The organism is Azonexus fungiphilus (assembly GCF_003634965.1).
GTDB lineage: Bacteria > Pseudomonadota > Gammaproteobacteria > Burkholderiales > Rhodocyclaceae > Azonexus > Azonexus fungiphilus.
This window is the reverse complement of sequence record NZ_RBXP01000014.1, coordinates 339,077-357,626: the sequence shown is the minus strand read 5'-3', so window position 1 is coordinate 357,626 and position 18,550 is coordinate 339,077. Positions and strand designations below refer to the sequence as shown.

19 protein-coding genes are annotated in these 18,550 nt (G+C 67.3%); 14 read left to right on the top strand and 5 right to left on the bottom strand.

The annotated features are described in order from the left end of the window. Positions 1-71 precede the first annotated feature (71 nt). The 3 genes from DFR40_RS09245 to DFR40_RS09235 are packed head-to-tail and all read right to left on the bottom strand — an operon-like array spanning position 72 to position 1,912. Positions 72-503 carry an ExbD/TolR family protein gene (locus tag DFR40_RS09245; RefSeq protein WP_121458180.1) on the bottom strand — a complete coding sequence of 144 codons (432 nt, stop codon included), beginning with the start codon at positions 501-503 and terminating at the stop codon, positions 72-74. Then, complete coding sequence (locus tag DFR40_RS09240; RefSeq protein WP_121458179.1) at positions 503-1,231, bottom strand: MotA/TolQ/ExbB proton channel family protein; 729 nt, start codon at positions 1,229-1,231, stop codon at positions 503-505. Before DFR40_RS09240 ends, DFR40_RS09245 begins: the two co-directional genes overlap by 1 nt. A gap of 3 nt (positions 1,232-1,234) precedes the next feature. Further along, positions 1,235-1,912, bottom strand: coding sequence for an energy transducer TonB (locus DFR40_RS09235; protein WP_121458261.1), 678 nt, complete (start codon positions 1,910-1,912; stop codon positions 1,235-1,237). Positions 1,913-2,044: 132 nt separating this feature from the next. On the opposite strand from DFR40_RS09235, the gene pepN reads away from it, so the two are divergent. Next, a complete protein-coding gene (gene pepN / locus DFR40_RS09230; protein WP_121458178.1) occupies positions 2,045-4,660 on the top strand; it encodes an aminopeptidase N in 2,616 nt (871 codons plus the stop codon). Between the two features lie 124 nt (positions 4,661-4,784). After that, a complete protein-coding gene (locus DFR40_RS09225; protein ID WP_121458177.1) occupies positions 4,785-5,366 on the top strand; it encodes a response regulator in 582 nt (193 codons plus the stop codon). Here the strand turns inward: DFR40_RS09225 and DFR40_RS09220 are convergent. Beyond that, a complete protein-coding gene (locus DFR40_RS09220; RefSeq protein WP_121458176.1) occupies positions 5,363-6,136 on the bottom strand; it encodes a LytR/AlgR family response regulator transcription factor in 774 nt (257 codons plus the stop codon). The two genes, DFR40_RS09225 and DFR40_RS09220, sit on opposite strands and share 4 nt — an antisense overlap. Further along, positions 6,115-7,092, bottom strand: coding sequence for a sensor histidine kinase (locus DFR40_RS09215; protein WP_245985650.1), 978 nt, complete (start codon positions 7,090-7,092; stop codon positions 6,115-6,117). The genes DFR40_RS09220 and DFR40_RS09215 overlap by 22 nt, the downstream gene beginning before the upstream one ends. 93 nt (positions 7,093-7,185) lie before the next feature. On the opposite strand from DFR40_RS09215, the gene argH reads away from it, so the two are divergent. The 12 genes from argH (at position 7,186) to DFR40_RS09155 (ending at position 18,506) form a co-directional block, all read left to right on the top strand. Next, the gene (argH, locus tag DFR40_RS09210) at positions 7,186-8,574 is read left to right on the top strand and encodes an argininosuccinate lyase (RefSeq protein WP_121458174.1); all 1,389 of its coding nucleotides are present in this window, start codon (positions 7,186-7,188) and stop codon (positions 8,572-8,574) included. A gap of 100 nt (positions 8,575-8,674) precedes the next feature. Continuing rightward, entirely contained in the window at positions 8,675-9,052 is a 378-nt protein-coding gene (locus DFR40_RS09205; RefSeq protein WP_121458173.1) for an OsmC family protein, read from the top strand. 158 nt (positions 9,053-9,210) lie between these two features. Further along, positions 9,211-9,807: a helix-turn-helix domain-containing protein gene (locus DFR40_RS09200; RefSeq protein WP_121458172.1), complete on the top strand. Its 597-nt coding sequence runs from the start codon at positions 9,211-9,213 to the stop codon at positions 9,805-9,807. Continuing rightward, positions 9,804-10,982: a methyl-accepting chemotaxis protein gene (locus DFR40_RS09195; RefSeq protein WP_121458171.1), complete on the top strand. Its 1,179-nt coding sequence runs from the start codon at positions 9,804-9,806 to the stop codon at positions 10,980-10,982. The genes DFR40_RS09200 and DFR40_RS09195 overlap by 4 nt, the downstream gene beginning before the upstream one ends. A gap of 15 nt (positions 10,983-10,997) precedes the next feature. After that, positions 10,998-11,366: a response regulator gene (locus DFR40_RS09190; protein ID WP_121458260.1), complete on the top strand. Its 369-nt coding sequence runs from the start codon at positions 10,998-11,000 to the stop codon at positions 11,364-11,366. A 23-nt stretch (positions 11,367-11,389) separates the two neighbouring features. Next, positions 11,390-11,710, top strand: a complete 321-nt coding sequence (locus tag DFR40_RS09185) for an STAS domain-containing protein (RefSeq protein ID WP_121458170.1) — start codon at positions 11,390-11,392, stop codon at positions 11,708-11,710. Next, positions 11,707-13,851, top strand: coding sequence for a chemotaxis protein CheA (locus DFR40_RS09180; protein ID WP_121458169.1), 2,145 nt, complete (start codon positions 11,707-11,709; stop codon positions 13,849-13,851). Before DFR40_RS09185 ends, DFR40_RS09180 begins: the two co-directional genes overlap by 4 nt. Positions 13,852-13,924: 73 nt before the next feature. Further along, entirely contained in the window at positions 13,925-15,529 is a 1,605-nt protein-coding gene (locus DFR40_RS09175; RefSeq protein WP_121458168.1) for a methyl-accepting chemotaxis protein, read from the top strand. A 3-nt stretch (positions 15,530-15,532) separates the two neighbouring features. Continuing rightward, a complete protein-coding gene (locus DFR40_RS09170) occupies positions 15,533-16,066 on the top strand; it encodes a chemotaxis protein CheW (protein ID WP_121458167.1) in 534 nt (177 codons plus the stop codon). A gap of 13 nt (positions 16,067-16,079) precedes the next feature. Next, a complete protein-coding gene (locus tag DFR40_RS09165; protein ID WP_121458166.1) occupies positions 16,080-16,907 on the top strand; it encodes a CheR family methyltransferase in 828 nt (275 codons plus the stop codon). Continuing rightward, positions 16,900-17,433: a chemotaxis protein CheD gene (locus DFR40_RS09160; RefSeq protein ID WP_121458165.1), complete on the top strand. Its 534-nt coding sequence runs from the start codon at positions 16,900-16,902 to the stop codon at positions 17,431-17,433. Before DFR40_RS09165 ends, DFR40_RS09160 begins: the two co-directional genes overlap by 8 nt. Next, on the top strand, positions 17,415-18,506 hold the full coding sequence (locus tag DFR40_RS09155; protein WP_121458164.1) for a protein-glutamate methylesterase/protein-glutamine glutaminase: 1,092 nt from the start codon (positions 17,415-17,417) through the stop codon (positions 18,504-18,506). The genes DFR40_RS09160 and DFR40_RS09155 overlap by 19 nt, the downstream gene beginning before the upstream one ends. The last annotated feature ends 44 nt before the right edge of the window (positions 18,507-18,550 follow it).

Genomic DNA, 18,550 nt, shown 5'->3' with positions numbered 1-18,550 from the left:
CCGCCCCTCCTCGCCGTTAGCCCCGCCGCGATTATGCCTTGGCGGGCAGGCGATTCAACACTGGGTTATCCCTAAGGCGCCGCCGGGTCCGAAACGAAGCCGATGCGCGCCAGGCCGTTGCGGGCGGCGATGGCCATCACCTGGGCCACCTTCTCGTAGGGCACCAGCCGGTCGGCGCGGATGTGCAGTTCCGGCGGCGGTTCCTGGCGGGCGGCGGCAGCGCTGCGCGCGGACAGCTCGTCGAGGCTGACCGCCTCGCCGTTCCAGAACATCTCGCCGTTCTCGCGCAGGCCGAACTCGATGTGCTCGGGCTTGGTCAGGTTGACCGTGCTCGCCGCGCGCGGCAGGTCGATCTTGACCGCATGCGTGAGCAGCGGCGCGGTGACGATGAAGATGACCAGCAGCACCAGCATCACGTCGACCAGCGGAACCACGTTCATCTCGGCCTTCGGCCCGTCGCCGGCCTTGCCGCGGTAGCGGCGGAAGTCGCCCGCGCCGGCCATCACGCTCTCCGCAGGGTGTTCACGGTCGACGTGCCGGCGGGCTCGTTTTTCACCGTCAGCAGCACGTAGAGATCGTGGGCGAAACCTTCGAGGCGGGCCAGCCACAAGCGGTTGCGCCGGTTGAAGGCGTTGTAGGCGAGGACCGCCGGGATCGCCACGGCCAGCCCGAGGGCGGTCATGATCAGCGCCTCGCCGACCGGGCCGGCGACCTTGTCGAGCGTACCCTGGCCGGACAGGCCGATCTGCACCAGCGCGTGGTAGATGCCCCAGACGGTGCCGAACAGGCCGATGTAGGGCGCCGCCGAGCCGGCCGAGGCGAGCACCGTCAGGCCGTGCTCGGACGCCGCCGCCTCCTGGTCGATCGCGTTGTTCAGCGTGCGCGTCAGGTACTCGGCAAGACCGCCGGCGGTGGCCAGGTTGTCGTCGCCCTGCGCCGCCTCATCGGCCGCATCGACCGCGCTCAGCGCCAGGCGGGCGAAGGCGTTGTCGATCTTCTCGGCGCGCACGCGCTGGCCCAGGCCGCTACGCGAACCGCCCTGCCAGAAGCGCTGCAGGAAGGCTTGCGCCTGCCGCTGCGCCAGGTAGTTGCCCAGCCACTTGGTGACGATCAGGTACCAGCTCGCCAGCGACAGCGCCAGCAGCATGGCGAGCACGATGCGCCCGACGATGTCCGCGTGCGCGAGAAAGTGGGCGAAACCCAGGCCTTCGACGACGACCGACTGTTCCATGGATCAGTTTCCTTCGAGAACGAAATTAAAGGGTTGCACGGCGGTCGCCTGGACCGGCCGGCCGTTGCGTTGCGCCGGCGTGCACCGCCAGCCGCGCACCGCGCTCAGCGCCGCCTCGTCGAGGCGGGCGAAACCGCTGCTGCGGTCGATGCTGGCCTGCGCGACCTTGCCGGATTCGTCGAGGGTGACGCGCAGGACCACCTTGCCGGTCTCGCCGAGCCGCCGCGACAACGGCGGATACGCCGGTGCCCGACGCTCCGGACAGACCACCGACAGTTCGCCGCCGAGCGCCACCGGACCGACCGGCAGCGGCATCGCCGGCGCCGGGGCTTCGACCGCCGGCGTCGGGGTCGGCGGTGCCGGCGGCGCGACCGGTTCGTCCGGCGTCCGCGGCGGCCCTTCGGCGACCAGCTGGCGGACCGGCGGCTTCGGCAGCGGCTTGGGTTCCGGCGGTTTCGGCGCCGGCTTCGGCGCGACCTGCTGCGGCGCCGGCGGGGCGATGAAATTGACCATCAGCGTCACCGCCTCGTCCGGCGTCGGCAGCAGCCGGTGCGCCATCAGCGCCCACACCGCCAGGCCGTGCGCGACGAGGACCACGGCGACGCCGAGCCAGCGCTGGCTGGGCGGGTTTTGCGGTTCGGCAAGGGAAGACGGCTGGCGCGGCACGGTGGCAGATGACATCATTCGGAGCCCACGGATGATACGCAAGAAGCGGCCGGGTCGCACCCCGACCGGCCGCGCGCAGCCTGCGACATATCGTCGCAGGCACGCCGCAGGTATCATCGCCGACCTCCCCGGAACCCGACCCCGACCATGAAAACCGACACCCCGCAGACGATCTACCTGAAGGACTACACGCCGCCCGCCTACTTCATCGACACCGTCGACCTCGATTTCTCGATCGAAAGCGCCGGCACCGTCGTCACCGCGACGCTGGCGATGCGCCGCAACCCGGCGCTGGCCGCGCAGCCGCTGATGCTCGATGGCGAAGAGCTGGAAACCCTGGATCTGACGGTCGACGGCAAGAAAACGGCATTTTCCGCGACGCCGACCCGCCTGACCGTCGACGGCCTGCCCGACGCCTTCACGCTGCGCACCGTCGTCCGCATCCAGCCCGACGGCAACACCCGCCTGTCCGGCATGTACCGTTCCAAGGACGGTTATTTCACGCAATGCGAGGCGCAGGGTTTCCGCCGCATCACCTGGTTCCTCGACCGCCCGGACGTGATGGCGACCTACACGGTGACGCTGCACGCCGACCAGGCGACCTATCCGGTCCTGCTCGCCAACGGCAACCCGGTGGCCAGCGGCGAGGAAGCCGACGGCCGCCACTGGGCGAAATGGGCCGATCCGTTCCGTAAGCCCGCCTACCTGTTCGCGCTGGTCGCCGGCAAGCTCGACGTGCTGCGCGACAGCTTCCGCACCGCCTCCGGCCGTGACGTCCAGCTCGCCATCTACGTCGAGCCGGGCAAGCTCGACCAGTGTCCGCACGCGATGGCGGCGCTGCAGAAATCCATGAAGTGGGACGAAGAACGCTTCGGCCTCGAATGCGACCTCGACCACTACATGATCGTCGCCGTCGGCGACTTCAACATGGGCGCCATGGAAAACAAGGGCCTCAACATCTTCAACACCAAGTATGTGCTGGCCCGCCCGGATGTCGCCACCGACGTCGATTTCGAGAACATCGACCGCGTCGTCGCGCACGAGTATTTCCACAACTGGACCGGCAACCGCGTCACCTGCCGCGACTGGTTCCAGCTCTCGCTGAAGGAAGGGCTGACCGTGTTCCGCGACCAGGAATTCGGCGCCGACCTGCACAACCGCCAGACCGCCCGCATCCGCGAGGTACGCGGCCTGCGCGCCGCGCAGTTCCCGGAAGACGCCGGCCCGATGGCGCACCCGATCCGCCCGGAGAGCTTCGTGGAAATCAACAATTTCTACACCGCCACCGTCTATGAAAAGGGCGCCGAAGTCATCCGCATGATCCAGACGCTGATCGGCCGCGACGGCTTCAGCGCCGGCATGGACGAATACTTCCGCCGCCACGACGGCCAGGCCGTGACCTGCGAGGATTTCGTCGCGGCAATGGCCGCCGCCTCCGGCTTCGACTTCACGCAGTTCATGCGCTGGTACAAGCAGCCGGGCACGCCGCGCGTCACGGTCGACGGCTTTTTTGACGCAGAAACCAAAACCTACACGCTGACCTGCACGCAGGCCAACCCGCGCGCCAGCGACGATGCGCCCTACCTGATCCCGCTGCGCGTCGCGCTGTTCGCCGAGGACGGCAGCCTGCTGCCGGGCAGCGAGCGCCTGCTGCAACTGACGGCGACGACGCAATCCTTCGTTTTCGAAGGCATTGCCGGCGAGCCTGTGCCGTCGCTGCTGCGCGACTTCTCGGCGCCGGTCTATCTCGATTTCGACTACACGCCGGAACAGCTGACCGTGCTGCTGGCGCATGAATCCGACCCGTTCAACGCCTGGGAAGCCGGCCAGCGCCTGGCGACGCAGTTGATCCTCGACGCCGCCGCAGCCATCGCCGCCGGCCGCACACCAACCTGGCCCGCCAGCTTCGTCGACGCTGCGCGCAAGCTGCTGCAGACGCAGGCCCAGCGCGGCGCCGCCTTCGTTGCCGAAGCCCTGACCCTGCCCGGCGAAACGACGCTCGCCGAACTGATGAGCGTGGTCGATCCGGATGCCCTGCACGCCGCCCGCAACGGCCTGCGCCGCCATCTCGCCGAACAGCTCGAAGGCGAGTTTTCCGGGCTTTATGCCGGGTTGACCGTGCAGGAAGCCTACGCGCCGAGCAGCGAGCAGGCCGGCCGTCGCGCCCTGCGCAATCTCTGCCTGTCCTACCTGCTCGAACTCGACACGCTGGCCGTGCGCCAACTCGCGCTGCAGCAGTTCAGGACGGCCGACAACATGACCGACCAGTTCGCGGCACTCGCCGCGCTGGCCAACGTCAATGCCGCCGCCTGCCCGCAGCGCGAACAGGCACTCGCCGACTTCTACGCCCAATGGAAGGACGAGGCGCTGGTCGTCGACAAGTGGCTGCAGGCGCAATCGACCAGCCGCCGGCCGGACACGCTGGCCACAGTGAAGGCACTGACCTCCCACCCGGCCTTCGATCTCGGCAACCCGAACAAGATCTACGCGCTGATCCGCGCCTTCGGTGCCAACCTGGTCCGCTTCAACGCCGCCGACGGCAGCGGTTACGCCTTCATGGCCGAGCAGATACTGGCGCTGCACGACCGCAATCCGCAGGTCGCCTCACGCCTGGCGCGCAGCTTCGACCGCTGGACCAAGTTCGACGCCGGCCGCCAGGCCCACGCCCGCGCCGCGCTCGAACGCATCCGCGATCACGCCGGCCTGTCGCGCGACGTGCTCGAAGTGGTGACGCGCGCGCTCGGCGGAGGCGATCAACCCTAAAAAAAATGTGGCAATCACCCCCCGGGCGTGGTCAAATGCGATCGGCATTGAACCACCCCGGGGCCATACCGCATTGCCCCGCGACGAGCGCAAACAAGCGCCAGTGACTACGGAGAAAGCAGCAATGGGTATCTTCGACCAGATCAAGGCCCTGTTCGGCCGATCGGCGCCGGTGACGGTGCCGCAACCCGCGGCCACGCCGGCGGCTGCCGAAGCCGCCGAAGAAAGGCGCCAGCAGCCGCGCGTCGATGCGCGCATCGGCACCCAGGTGCTGATCATCGACGATTCGAAAACGGTGCTTGCCGTGCTGCGCAAGTTCCTGCGCTCGGCCGGCTACGAAACCATCGAGTGCCTGGACGCCGAAAGCGGCCTGGTCGCGCTGCGCGAGAAGCGCCCCGACCTCGTCTTCCTCGACATCATGCTGCCCGGCATGAACGGTTTCGCGGCGCTGCGCGCGATCCGCCGCGACGCAGCGACGCGCGACACGCCGGTGATCATGATGAGCGGCAACGAGCAGGCGATGGAGCAGTTCTTCGGCACCCGCATCGGCGCCGACGATTTCATGAAAAAGCCATTTTCGCGCCACGAAGTGTTCTTCCGCATCGGCCGCCTGCTCGACGACGAAGGCGTTCCCCGCCGCGCCGCGCCGCGGCCCTTGCCGACCGCCGCCTCAGGCACCCCGGCACAGGCGCTGAGCAGCGCCTAACCGGTCAGCTCGCCGCGCGCCGCCGCCCACTGACGACGGCTCACCGGCAGACGCTCCGGCACCCCGCGCAGCAGGGCCCAGCCATAGGCCTCGGCATCGTCGCCGGCGGCCTTCTCGAAGCCGGCCAGGGCCGTCCGCGCCACCAGCACCGCCCGGTGCAGGCGCAGGAAACGCTCGGGGAATTCCTGTTCAAGCTGGGTCAGCGATTCGTCGAGCAGGTATTCACGGTCGACGGTGCGCGCCGTCACATATTTGAGATCGGCCTTGAAGTAGAGCACTTCGGCCACCGGCACCAGCAGCAGGCGGCCGCGCTCGTGGCAGGAGAGATGACTGCGACCGCCGCCGCGCACGGTCAGGCCGATGCCGGCCAGCAGACCGGCCGCCGGCGGCCGCTCGGGCAGCTTCTGCAGCGCGGCGAGCAGGCGCTGCGCGCGCACCGGCTTCATCAGGTAGTCGACGGCGTTGAGGTCGAAAGCCTGGACCGCATAGTTGTCGTAGGCCGTGGTGAAGATCACCGCCGGCGGATGGGCCAGGCGGCCGAGGTGGCTGGCCAGTTCGATGCCGTCCATGCCGGGCATGCGGATGTCGGAAAGGACCACGTCGACCGCCTGGCTGCGCAGGAACTCGAGCGCCTGCAGGCCGTTGCCGGCCTCGCCGGCGATCGCCACCGGGCACTGGCCGGCGATGTCGCCGAGCAGCGCGCGCAGCCGCTCGCGGGCGAGCGGCTCGTCGTCGACGAGCAGGAGCTTCAGCGGTGCTTGCGTTGGCATGGCAGGACGATGCGGACCTCGTAGCGGTGATCGGCGACTTCGCTCTCGAGCCGCGCCTCGAGATCGTAATACAGCGCCAGCCGCTCGCGGATGTTGGCCAGCGCCATCTGGTTGCCGACGGCATGCGCCGGCCGACCGGCGGTCGGATTGGCGATGCGGATTTCCAGTTCGTCGCCACGCCGGGCGATCTCGATGCGGATCGTGCCGCCGCTCGGCGACGGTTCGATGCCGTGATAGACGGCATTTTCCAGCAGCGGCTGCAGCATCAGCGGCGGGATCGGCAGGCCCAGGGAAATTTGGCCAATTTGCCAGTCGACCGTCAGACGCTCGCCCAGGCGCAATTGCTCGAGCTCGAGGTACTGGCGACCGAGCGCGATCTCGTCGGCAAGGCTGACCAGCTCGGCCGGATCGCGCATCGCCGCGCGGAACAGGTCGGACAGCGATTCGAGCGCCGCCTCGGCCTGCTGCGGCCGGGCACGGATCAGCGAGAGCACCGCGTTCAGCGAGTTGAACAGGAAATGCGGCCGGATCCGCGCGTTCAGCGCCGCCAGCCGCGCCTCGGCCTGGGCCGGCGACAAGGCCCGGGCGCGCAGTTCGAAGTAAAGCAGCAGCAAAGCCGTCGTCGCCACGGCCAGCAGCACGCCGCGCAGCACGCCGCCGCCGTCAACCAGGGCGAGCGACCAGGCGTAGCCGTAGAGCGCCGCCGCCAGGCTCGCCGCCAGCCCGAGCACACAGGCCTGGCCGCTGCGCAGGCGCAGGCGCCACAGCTGGTCGCGGACCAGCGACAGGAGGCCGAGGCCGATCAGCATCAGCGGCTCGACGACCGAAGCCAGGTCGATGAACTGTGCCGGCCAGCCGGCCAGGTCGGGGGCCCGCACCAGCGCCGCCAGCGCGGCCAGCGCATTGACCCCGAGCAGCACGCGCAGCATGACCCCGAAATTGCGCCAGTCGGGCAAGGGGTGAGTGGCCGGAAAGTGCCGTATACTTGTCATCTTCGTGCGGGTTTCCCTGAAATTCGTCGCCGATCTGCCCAATTCTAGACCACAGTCATGACTTCCAACGCCAATCAATACACCTGGGCCGGCCGCTTCTCCGAGCCGGTCTCCGATCTCGTCAAACGCTACACGGCCTCGGTCGACTTCGACCAGCGCATGTGGCGCCAGGACATCCGCGGTTCGCTGGCGCACGCGCGCATGCTCGCCAAACAGGGCATCATCGCCGCCGCCGACCTGGCCGACATCGAGCGCGGCATGGCCATCGTCACCGAAGAGATCGAATCGGGCAAGTTCGAATGGTCGCTCGACCTGGAAGACGTGCACCTCAATATCGAGAAGCGCCTCACTGCGCTGGTCGGCGACGCCGGCAAGCGCCTGCACACCGGCCGCTCGCGCAACGACCAGGTGGCGACCGACATCCGCCTCTACCTGCGCGACGCGATCGACGACATCCAGCTGCTGCTGAAGGCCTTCCGCAGCGCGCTGGTCGACCTGGCCGAAAAGGAAGCGGCGACGCCGATGCCCGGCTTCACGCATCTGCAGGTCGCCCAGCCGGTGACCTTCGGCCACCACATGCTGGCCTATTTCGAGATGTTCGGCCGCGACAGCGAGCGCTTCGCCGACTGCCGCAAGCGCGTCGCCCGCCTGCCGCTCGGTTCGGCCGCACTGGCCGGCACCACCTACCCGATCGACCGTGAATTCGTCGCCGAGCAACTGGGCTTCGAAGGCGTCTGCGAGAACTCGCTCGATGCCGTCTCGGATCGTGACTTCGCCATCGAATTCACCTCGGCCTGCGCCCTGCTCATGATGCACATCAGCCGCCTGTCGGAAGAGCTGGTGATGTGGATGAGCCCGCGCGTCGGCTTCATCCAGATCGCCGACCGCTTCTGCACCGGCTCGTCGATCATGCCGCAGAAGAAGAACCCGGACGTGCCGGAACTGGCCCGCGGCAAGACCGGCCGCGTCTATGGCCAGTTGATGAGCCTGCTCACCCTGATGAAGTCGCAGCCGCTGGCCTACAACAAGGACAACCAGGAAGACAAGGAACCGCTGTTCGATGCCGTCGACACCGTCACCGACACGCTGCGCATCTTCGCCGACATGGCCGGCGGCATCACGGTGCGCGCCGACAACATGAAGGCCGCGCTGACCCAGGGTTTCGCCACCGCCACCGACCTCGCCGACTACCTGACCAAGAAGGGCCTGCCCTTCCGCGACGCCCATGAAGCCGTCGGCCATGCTGTCAAGGCGGCCGAGTTCAAGGGCGTCGACCTGCCGCAGCTGACGCTGGAAGAACTGCAGCAGTTCTCGCCGCTGATCGAAAATGACGTTTTTTCGGTGTTGACCGTGGAAGGCTCGCTGGCCTCGCGCAATCACATCGGCGGCACGGCGCCGGACCAGGTCCGCGCCGCCATCGTCCGCGCCCGCAAGCGCCTCGGCTGATCGACCGCCGCCGGCCACGGCCGGCGGCAGGCCTTGTTGCGCCGCACCATATTAGAGGTTTAATATATAAGCGGATATCAATAACCCAAGGCAGAACAGCATGTACAGCACCGTCGTCGACAGCACGCCCCTGATCAAGGTCAGCACCGGCAAGCACGAAACCACCTTCGCCCTCAACGGCAGCCTGATGAACCCGCTCGAGGGCTTCTACGCCACCCTGGCCGCCTGTGCCGCCGTCTATGCCAAGAAGGCGTGCAAGGAACTCGGCATCTCGGCCGAAGGCATCGCCATCGACTGCAAGCCCTTCGCCGGGCCCAAGGGACCGCTGACGCTGGCCAGGTTCAAGACCGAAGTGCGCTTCCCGGAACAATTCACCGCCGGGCAGAAGGCGGCGATCCTCGAAAGCATCGCCCACTGTGCCGTCAAGGAAGTGGTCATGGACGGACCGACCATCGAGTTCCAGGTCGCCGAAGCCTGAGCCCCTCCTCCCGCCCCGAAAACCCGCCGCCAGGCGGGTTTTTCTTTGGGCGCTCAAAAACCACAAACAGCAAAATTAACAACCAAACAACAAATAAAACAAATTAGTTGACAACAACTACAAATCTGGCAATATCTGCAAAAACCTCAGCAGATGCCATGAAAACGCCAAACTCCATTCCCGATACCTGCTCCACCACTGAAGCCGCCAGATTGCTCGGCATCAGCGTGCGCGCTGCCCAGCTCTGGGTCGAGAACGGCATGCTCGAAGCCTGGAAGACGCCGGGGGGACATCGCCGCATCCTGCGCAGTTCGATCAACCAGGTTCTCGACGCGCGGCACGACAACGACGGCGCGCACGACGACCGTCGTCTCGCCATCCTGATCATCGAAGGCAACCAGGCGGAACGCGAAGCACTCGGCGAAGTGCTGCGCGAGCTGTTCCCGGAATGCAAGGTCCAGCTCTCCCAGAACGCCTTCGAAAGCCTGCTCAGCCTCGGCGACGAAACGCCGGACGTGGTCATTGCCGACATCGACGGGCTCGATCTCGCCGCGCTCGGCGACCACCAGGGCGACCGTCCGCGCGGCGGCACCCTGCTCATCGCCCTGGCCAGCGACCCTGCCGCCATCGCCGACCAATGCCGGCACCTGCCCGGCGAATTCGTCCTGCTCGGCAAGCCGCCGGCGCGCGACGAGATGCAGGGACTGATCCGCGCCTTCCGCCAGGGGCGCCAGAACCATCGGAGAAAAGCATGACTGCCCCGCAAACGCGCCCCCTCGCCCCGCTGGCGCTTCCCCTGCTGGCCGGCTGCGCGATCGGCCTTTACGGCTTCGGGTGGACGCTACCGGCGCTCGGCGGCATCGCCGTCATGATTCTGGCAACGGTCATCGGGGCGGCCTGGCTGCGCCATGCCGACACACGCCAGCGCGCTGCCTGGGACGAAGCATTGCAGGCCGCGCAGCAGGCGACCCGCGAAGCGACCGTCGCTGCCCGCCTGCAGGGGCTCGATGAACTGTGCGTCGAAGTCCTGCCGCTCTGGGCCAGCCAGATCGACATCGTGCACCGCCAGACCGAGGAATCGATCACCGCGCTCAGCCAGCGCTTCGCCAGCCTCTCCGAAGGCGTCCAGAAGGCCGTCGCCTCGGCCCGCTCGGGCGAGGGGGTCGATCTGGTCAGCCTGCTGGCCGACAGCGAAGCCGAATTGAACGGGATCATCGCCAGCCTGCAAGGCACGCTGGCCAACAAGGATGCCTTGCTGCAGCAGGTGCGCGAACTTTCAGCGATGACCAGCGAACTCGAATCGATGGCCCGCGATGTCGGCGAAATCGCCAAGCAGACCAACCTGCTCGCCCTCAACGCCGCCATCGAAGCGGCCCGGGCCGGCGAAGCCGGCCGCGGCTTCGCCGTCGTCGCCGACGAGGTACGCAAGCTGTCGTCGCTCTCCGGCGAGACCGGCCGCAAGATCGCGGAGACCGTCGCCGTCGTCAATCAAGGCATCGGCACGACGCTGGCCAGTTCGCAGCAGTACGCCGCAGAGGAGCTGCGCCTGATCGACGACGCCGGCACCCATATCGGCGAGGTCGTGACGCGCTTCCGCGATGCCGCCGAGGTCCTGGTCGACAACGCCAGTGCCCTGACCCGCCAGGGCGAACACATCGGCCATGAAATCGGCGACGTGCTGGTCGCCCTGCAGTTCCAGGACCGGGTCGGCCAGATTCTCGACCATGTCCGCATCGACTTGCGCCAGCTCGAGGAACGCCTGCGGCTGGCCAGCGGCGAGGTTGCCGCCGGACGTCCGGCCGGCCAGCTCGACGCCTCTGCCTGGTTGAACGACATGGCCCGGCAATTCACCACCCCGGAGCAGCACCGCCTGCATGCCGGCGGCGGCGCCAACCAGGGCTCCGACGCCGACGACATCACCTTTTTTTGAATGACGGAGAAAACCATGGCCAAGACCATCCTGATCGTCGATGACTCCGCGTCGCTGCGGCAAGTCGTCAGCATCGCCCTCAAGGGCGCCGGCTACGACGTGATCGAGGCATGCGACGGCGTCGACGGATTGAAGAAACTCGACGGTCGCAAGATCCACCTGATCATCAGCGACGTGAACATGCCCAACATGGACGGCATCACGTTCGTCAAGGAAAGCAAGCAACTGCCGGCCTACAAGTTCACCCCGGTGATCATGCTCACCACCGAGGCCGGCGACGCCAAGAAGCAGGCCGGCCAGGCCGCCGGCGCCAAGGCCTGGGTGGTCAAGCCCTTCCAGCCGGCGCAGATGCTGACCGCGGTCGGCAAGCTGATCCTGCCCTGAACCCCACCCGAGGAGGAGCGATCATGAACGAATCCGCCCGCAGCAGCCGTGACATCACCGTCAGCGGCGAACTGACGATCTATACCGCCAGCGAATGGCGCGACCGCCTGATCGGCGAAATGGCCGGCACCGACGACCTCCGGCTGCAACTCGCCGAGGTCGCCGAAATCGACAGCGCCGGCCTGCAACTGCTGCTGGCGGCCAAGCGCCAGGCCAGCGGCGAAGGCCGCCAGCTCGAGCTGGCGAATCCGAGCGCCGCGGTCCGCGGACTGTTCGATCTGCTCCGCCTCGACGCGCAACTGACGACCGACGCACTTGACCAGGAAAGCGAGAGCGGACAATGAGCACCGAACACGACGACCCCCTGCAGACCTTCATCGCCGAAAGCCGGGAACTGCTGCTGCAGATGGAAGAAGCCCTGCTCGACATGGAAAGCCGGCCGAACGACCCGGAAACGATCAATGCCATCTTCCGCGCCGCCCACACCATCAAGGGCAGTGCCGGCCTGTTCGGGCTCGACCACATCGTCGCCTTCACCCACGTTGCCGAGAGCGTGCTCGACCGCGTCCGCAACAACGAAATCGCGCTCGACCCGGGCCTCGGCGCCCTGCTGCTGCAAGCCGGCGACCACCTCGGACAGCTGATCGAACTGCTGGCCGCCCAGGGCAGCCCGGACGCCACGGTCAAGGCCGGCGGCCAGGCCCTGCTCGAGCAGCTGGAAGCCTATCTCGCGACCGCGCATGCCAGCCCGGCGACGGTACGCGCCGAGGTACCGGCAGCCCATACCGGGCAGTGCACGGTCGACTCGCCGCGCTGGCACATTTCCCTGCGCTTCGGCCCGGATGTCCTGCGTCATGGCATGGACCCGGCCTCGATCCTGCGCTACCTGGCAACGCTGGGCGAAATCAGCGCCATCCGCAGCATCACCGACGCCACCCCGATGCTCGCCGAAATCGACCCGGAGGCCTGCTACCTCGGCTTCGAGATCGCCTTCGCCAGCGACAGGGCGGCGACGGACATCGACGGCGCCTTCGAGTTCATCCGCGACGACTGCCTGATCCACCTGCTGGCGCCGCACGCACCGCTCGACGACTACCGCCGGATGCTCGAAGCCCTGGACAAGGATGTCGGCATGCGCGACATCCTGCTCGCCCTGGGCAGCCTGAGCGCCGCCGAAGTGGCCGCCCTCGACGCCGAGGCGCCGACGAGCGAGGCCGCGGTCGAAGCCGAAGCCGGCGGCAGCGAACCGGCCGAAAACTCGGCGAAGGAAACCCGCACCGCCGAAAACAGCCTGATCCGGGTCGATGCCGGCAAGCTCGACCAACTGATCAACCTGGTCGGCGAACTGATCATCGCCGGCGCCGGCGCCAGCATGGTCGCACGCAACTCCAAGCTGCCGGCGCTGATCGAGGCGACGACCCTGGTCTCGCGGCTGGTCGAGGACGTCCGCGACTCGGCACTGACCCTGCGCATGGTGCAGATCGGCGCCACCTTCAACCGTTTCCGGCGGGTGGTCAGGGACGTCGCCAAGGAAATCGGCAAGGACATCGCGCTCGACATCCGCGGCGGCGATACCGAACTCGACAAGACCGTCGTCGAGAAGATCGGCGACCCGCTGACCCACATCGTCCGCAATTCGATGGATCACGGCATCGAACCCGCCGAGGTCCGCCTGGCACGGGGCAAGCCGGCGACCGGGCAACTCCGGCTCAACGCCTTCCACGAATCCGGCAGCATCGTCATCGAAGTCAGCGACGACGGCGGCGGCCTGAACAAGGAACGGATCCTCAGGAAGGCGATCGAACGCGGCCTGATCGGCGAGAGCCAGGTCCTGTCCGACAAGGAAATCTTCAACCTCGTCTTCGAGCCGGGCTTCTCCACCGCCGAACAGGTGAGCAAGCTCTCCGGCCGCGGCGTCGGCATGGACGTGGTCAAGCGCAACATCATGGCGCTGCGCGGCACCGTCGACATCGAAAGCGTCGAGGGCGTCGGCACCACGGTACGCATCCGCCTGCCGCTGACGCTGGCGATCATCGACGGCTTCATGGTCGGCGTCGGCAACGCCGCCTACGTGCTGCCGCTCGACATGGTGCTCGAGTGCATCGAACTGCCGAACAACCTCGACCCACGGCATGACAGTGCCAACTACCTGAACCTGCGCGGCGGCGTGCTGCCCTTCATCCGCCTGCGCGAGCAGTTCGAAATCGACGCCCCGCCGCCCGTCCGCGAGAACATCGTTGTCGTCCAGTACGCCGGACAACGCGCCGGCCTCGTCGTCGATCGCCTGATGGGCGAGTTCCAGACCGTGATCAAGCCGCTCGGCAAGGTCTTCAGCCAGATCCGCGGCATCGGCGGTTCGACCATCCTGGGCAGCGGCGAAGTCGCGCTGATCCTCGACATCCCGGGCCTGGTCAGGCAGGTCACCCGGCAAAGCCAGCCGGCAGCAGCCGGCAGCACCGAAACATGCACCACCGGCAGTACCTGAGCCAGCCCCCCCCAGCAGCCCTTTCCATCATTGCACGCCGCCAGCGGCGCCCCTTCCTCCACGGAGACCCATCATGACCGTCACCAAAAAAATGCTCTTCCTCGTGCTCTCGGCAGCACTGGGCATCGTCCTCCTCGCCGCGCTCGGCCTGACCCAGATGAACCGGGTGTTCGATTCGGCCAACTACGGCAACGCCAACACCGTCCCCAGCCTGATCGCCATCGACCATGCATTCGCGCCGATGGCGGCGATGCGCACCCAACTTTGGCAGCACATTGCCGCCTCCGACGACAAGGTGATGGCTGGCATCGAGGAACGAATGAACAGCTACCGCAAGGATATCGATGAAGCGCTCAAGGTTTACGAAACGCTGCTCAGCGACGACAAGGACCGCAGCCTGCTGGCGGCGGACCGTGCCGCCCTGGCCGATTTCGACCAGTTGCGCGAGAAGGTCCTGATCCTCTCGCGGGCCAACAAGATGGAAGAAGCGCGCGATCTGGTGATAGCCAACCAGCGTGTGATGAGTCGCATGTGGGATGCCTTCGAGGAGCATCGCCAGTACAACGCCGAACTCGGCAAGAAGGCCGCCGAGGAGGCCCTGACCACCGAAACCAACGCCACATGGATATCCGTCATCACCGGTCTGATCACGCTGGTCGCGGTCAGCCTGATCGGCCTGCTGATCACCCGCAGCCTGATGCGCCAGCTGGGCGGCGAACCGGATTACGCTGCTAACGTTCTCCGATCGATGGCGGAAGGCGACCTGACCGTCCGCGTCGACACCAAGCCGGGCGACAGCAGCAGCCTGCTCTTCAACCTGCGCAACATGGCCGAACGGCTGACGGCGACCATCGCCGAAGTCCGCGCCACCGCCGAATCCCTGGCCAGCGCCTCGGAAGAAGTGTCGGCGACCGCCCAGAGCCTGTCGCAATCGTCTTCCGAGCAGGCTGCGTCGGTCGAGGAAACCTCGGCCTCGATGGAAGAAATGGCCGCCTCGGTGACCCAGAACAGCGACAACGCCAAGCTCACCGACGGCATGGCCAGCAAGGCCGCCAAGGAAGCCGTCGAGGGCGGCGAAGCGGTGCGCTCGACGGTCACCGCGATGAAGAGCATCGCCGACAAGATCGGCATCGTCGACGACATCGCCTACCAGACCAACCTGCTCGCCCTCAACGCCGCCATCGAAGCGGCCCGCGCCGGCGAGCACGGCAAGGGCTTCGCGGTGGTCGCCGCCGAAGTGCGCAAGCTGGCCGAGCGCAGCCAGATCGCCGCCCAGGAAATCAGCGAAACCGCCAAGAGCAGCGTGGCCCTGGCCGAGCGCGCCGGCGACCTGTTCGAGGTGATCATCCCGACCATCACCAAGACCTCCGACCTGGTCCAGGAAATCACCTCGGCCTCCGACGAGCAAAGCTCCGGTGTCGGCCAGATCAACGCCGCGATGGCCCAGCTCAGCCAGGCCACCCAGCAGAACGCGTCGTCCTCTGAAGAACTGGCTGCCACCGCCGAGGAGATGAGCTCGCAGGCGGAAAGCCTGACCCAGGTGATGTCCTTCTTCCGGGTCGGCAACACCGGTCCGCGCGACACCGGCAGCCGCGCGCTGCGTCAGGAATCGCCGGCCAGGGGCAAGGGCAAGGCGGCGGTGTTCAGCCATGCCGATTTCGTCCAGTTCGAGGGCTGAGCCATGCATTCGCCCGCGCCCACTGCAACCGCGGCACAGCCGGCCGAGCCGCGCCAGTACCTGACCTTCACCCTCGGCGGCGAGATGTTTGCCGTCGAGACCCTGAGCGTCAAGGAAATCATCGAATTCGGCCAGATCACCACCGTGCCGATGATGCCGCCCAGCATTCGCGGCGTCATCAACCTGCGCGGCGCGGTGGTGCCGGTGATCGACCTGAAGGCGCGCTTCGGCGCGCCGGCCACCGAGGTCACCCGGCGCACCTGCATCGTGATCATCGAACTCGGCGCCGCCGACGACCACCAGGTCATCGGTATCGTCGTCGATACGGTGAGCGAGGTCCTCGAGATCCCGCAGGCCGAAATCGAGCCGCCGCCGGCTTTCGGCGCGCGCATTCGCGCCGACTTCATTTCCGGCATGGGCAAGATCGCCGGCCGCTTCGTGATCCTGCTCGACATGGGACGCGTGCTCTCGGTCGACGAGCTGGCCACCTTGTCGGCCTTCGCCGAACGCCCCGAACCGGCGCTGGCGGCAGGCTGAGCGGGAGCGGATCGTGGCCCAGGAAAATTCCGGCGCGCCGGCCGTACTCAGCGACAAGGAGTTCCAGCTGTTCCGCAGCCTGATCTACAAGCAGGCGGGAATCAGCCTGGGCGATGCCAAGAAGCCGCTGGTCGCCGGGCGCCTGTCGAAGCGCCTGCGCCAGCTGGAGATCGGCAGCTACAGCGAGTATTTCCGGCGGGTCCAGGGAAACGCTCAGGAGATGCAGCACGCCATCGACCTGCTGACCACCAACGAGACCTACTTCTTCCGCGAGCCGAAGCACTTCGATTTCCTGCGCGACCAGGTCCTGCCCGGCGCCGTCGGACGCAGCCCGTTCCGCGTCTGGAGCGCCGCCTGCTCGAGCGGCGAGGAGCCCTACACGATTGCCATGGTGCTCGCCGAAAGCCTCGGCCTGCAGCGTCCCTGGGAAATCGTCGCCTCCGACCTGAGCACCCGTGTCCTCAAGGAAGCGGCCGGCGGCCTCTACCCGCTTGCCGATTGCGACGGCATCCCCCGCCCCCTGCTGCACAAGCACTGCCTGCGCGGCATCGGCGCCCACGAGGGCAGCGTGCTGATCAATCCGGCGCTGCGCGAGCGGATCGGTTTTCGCCAGATCAACCTGAACAACGCCCTGCCCAACCTCGGCATCTTCGATGTCATCTTCCTGCGTAACGTGATGATCTACTTCGACATCGAGACCAAGCAGCAGGTCGTCCGCCGCCTCCTGCCGATGCTCAAGCCCGGCGGCCACTTCATGATCAGCCATTCGGAAAACCTGAACGGCATCACCGACGCACTGAAGCCGGTCCGTCCTTCGATCTACCGCAAACCCGATGCGTAAGCCCGACGGTGTCATCGAGTATTTCCTGCAGCCCGGCGAACTCCATTTCGGCGACCGCTACACGCGCCTGCGCACCGTGCTCGGTTCGTGCGTCTCGCTGGTCTTCTGGCATCCGCAGGAACTGGTCGGCGGCATGAGCCATTTCATGCTGCCCAGCCGCGGCTGCCGCGGCGGCGCATCGCCGGACGGACGCTATGCCGACGAGGCGATGCAGCTGATGCTCGACGAAATCCGCCGCCACGGCCTGACCCCGGCCAGTTTTCGCCTGCGCATCTTCGGCGGCGGCAACATGTTTCCCGAACTGACCCGGCGCAACGACCGGCACATCGGCAAGAAAAATGTCGAGGCCGCCCTGGCGCTGCTGCAGAACCATTGCCTGACCTGCGTCGGCGGGCATGTCGAAGGCTACGGCCATCGCCACCTGCTCTTCGACATCTGGAGCGGCCACGTCCATCTCAGGCATTCGACCCTGGTCGCAGACCAGGCTGACTCAGGAGCAAGCACAGCATGCAAACCATCAAGGTAATGATCGTCGACGACTCCGCCGTCGTCCGCCAGGTCCTCTCGGCCAGCCTCGGCGAGGACGCCGGCATCGAGGTGATCGCCACCGCCCCCGACCCGATCTTCGCCCTCGAGAAAATGCAGAAGACCTGGCCCGACGTCATCGTGCTCGACGTCGAGATGCCGCGCATGGACGGCGTGACCTTCCTCAAGAAGATCATGAGCACGCGCCCGACGCCGGTGATCATCTGCTCGACGCTGACCGAACGCGGCTCGGAAACCGCGATGCAGGTGCTCGCCGCCGGCGCCTTCGCCATCGTCACCAAGCCGACGACCGCGCTGCGCCAGTTCCTGCTCGAAAGCGCCGGCGAACTGATCCATGCCATCCGTGCCGCTGCCAAGGCCAACCTCAAGCGCCTCGGCCCGGCGCGCCCGCTGGCGCCGCTCGGCCCCGGCCCGGCCAAGCTCTCGGCCGACGTCATGCTGGCCCCGGCCGACCACAGCCAGGCGATGGCCCAGACCACCGAGAACATCGTCGCCATCGGTACCTCGACCGGCGGCACGCAGGCCCTGGAAGTGGTGCTCACCGCCCTGCCCCGCGTCTGCCCGGGACTGGTCATCGTCCAGCACATGCCGGAGAAATTCACCGCGGCCTTCGCCCAGCGGCTGAACAGCCTCTGCCAGATCGAGGTCAAGGAAGCGGCACACGGCGACCGGGTGATGGCCGGGCGCGCCCTGATCGCCCCCGGCGGCAAGCACATGATGCTGCGCCGCAATGGCGCGCAGTACGCGGTCGATGTCGTCGAGGGGCCGCCGGTCAGCCGCCACTGCCCGTCGGTCGACGTCCTGTTCCGCTCGGCGGCCCGCTTCGCCGGGCGCAATGCGGTCGGCATCATCATGACCGGCATGGGTGACGACGGCGCCAAGGGGCTCAAGGAGATGCACGACGCCGGCGCCTGGACGGTCGGCCAGGACGAGGACAGCTGCGTGGTTTACGGCATGCCCAAGGAAGCGGTCAAGCTGGGCGCGGTCGACCGGGTGCTGGCGCTGAAGAACATCCCCGAAGCCATCCTCGGGCGGATCAGCCGCAAGGGTTGACGAAAAAGGCCGCCCGCGGGCGGCCTTTCCGGACAAGGCGGGGC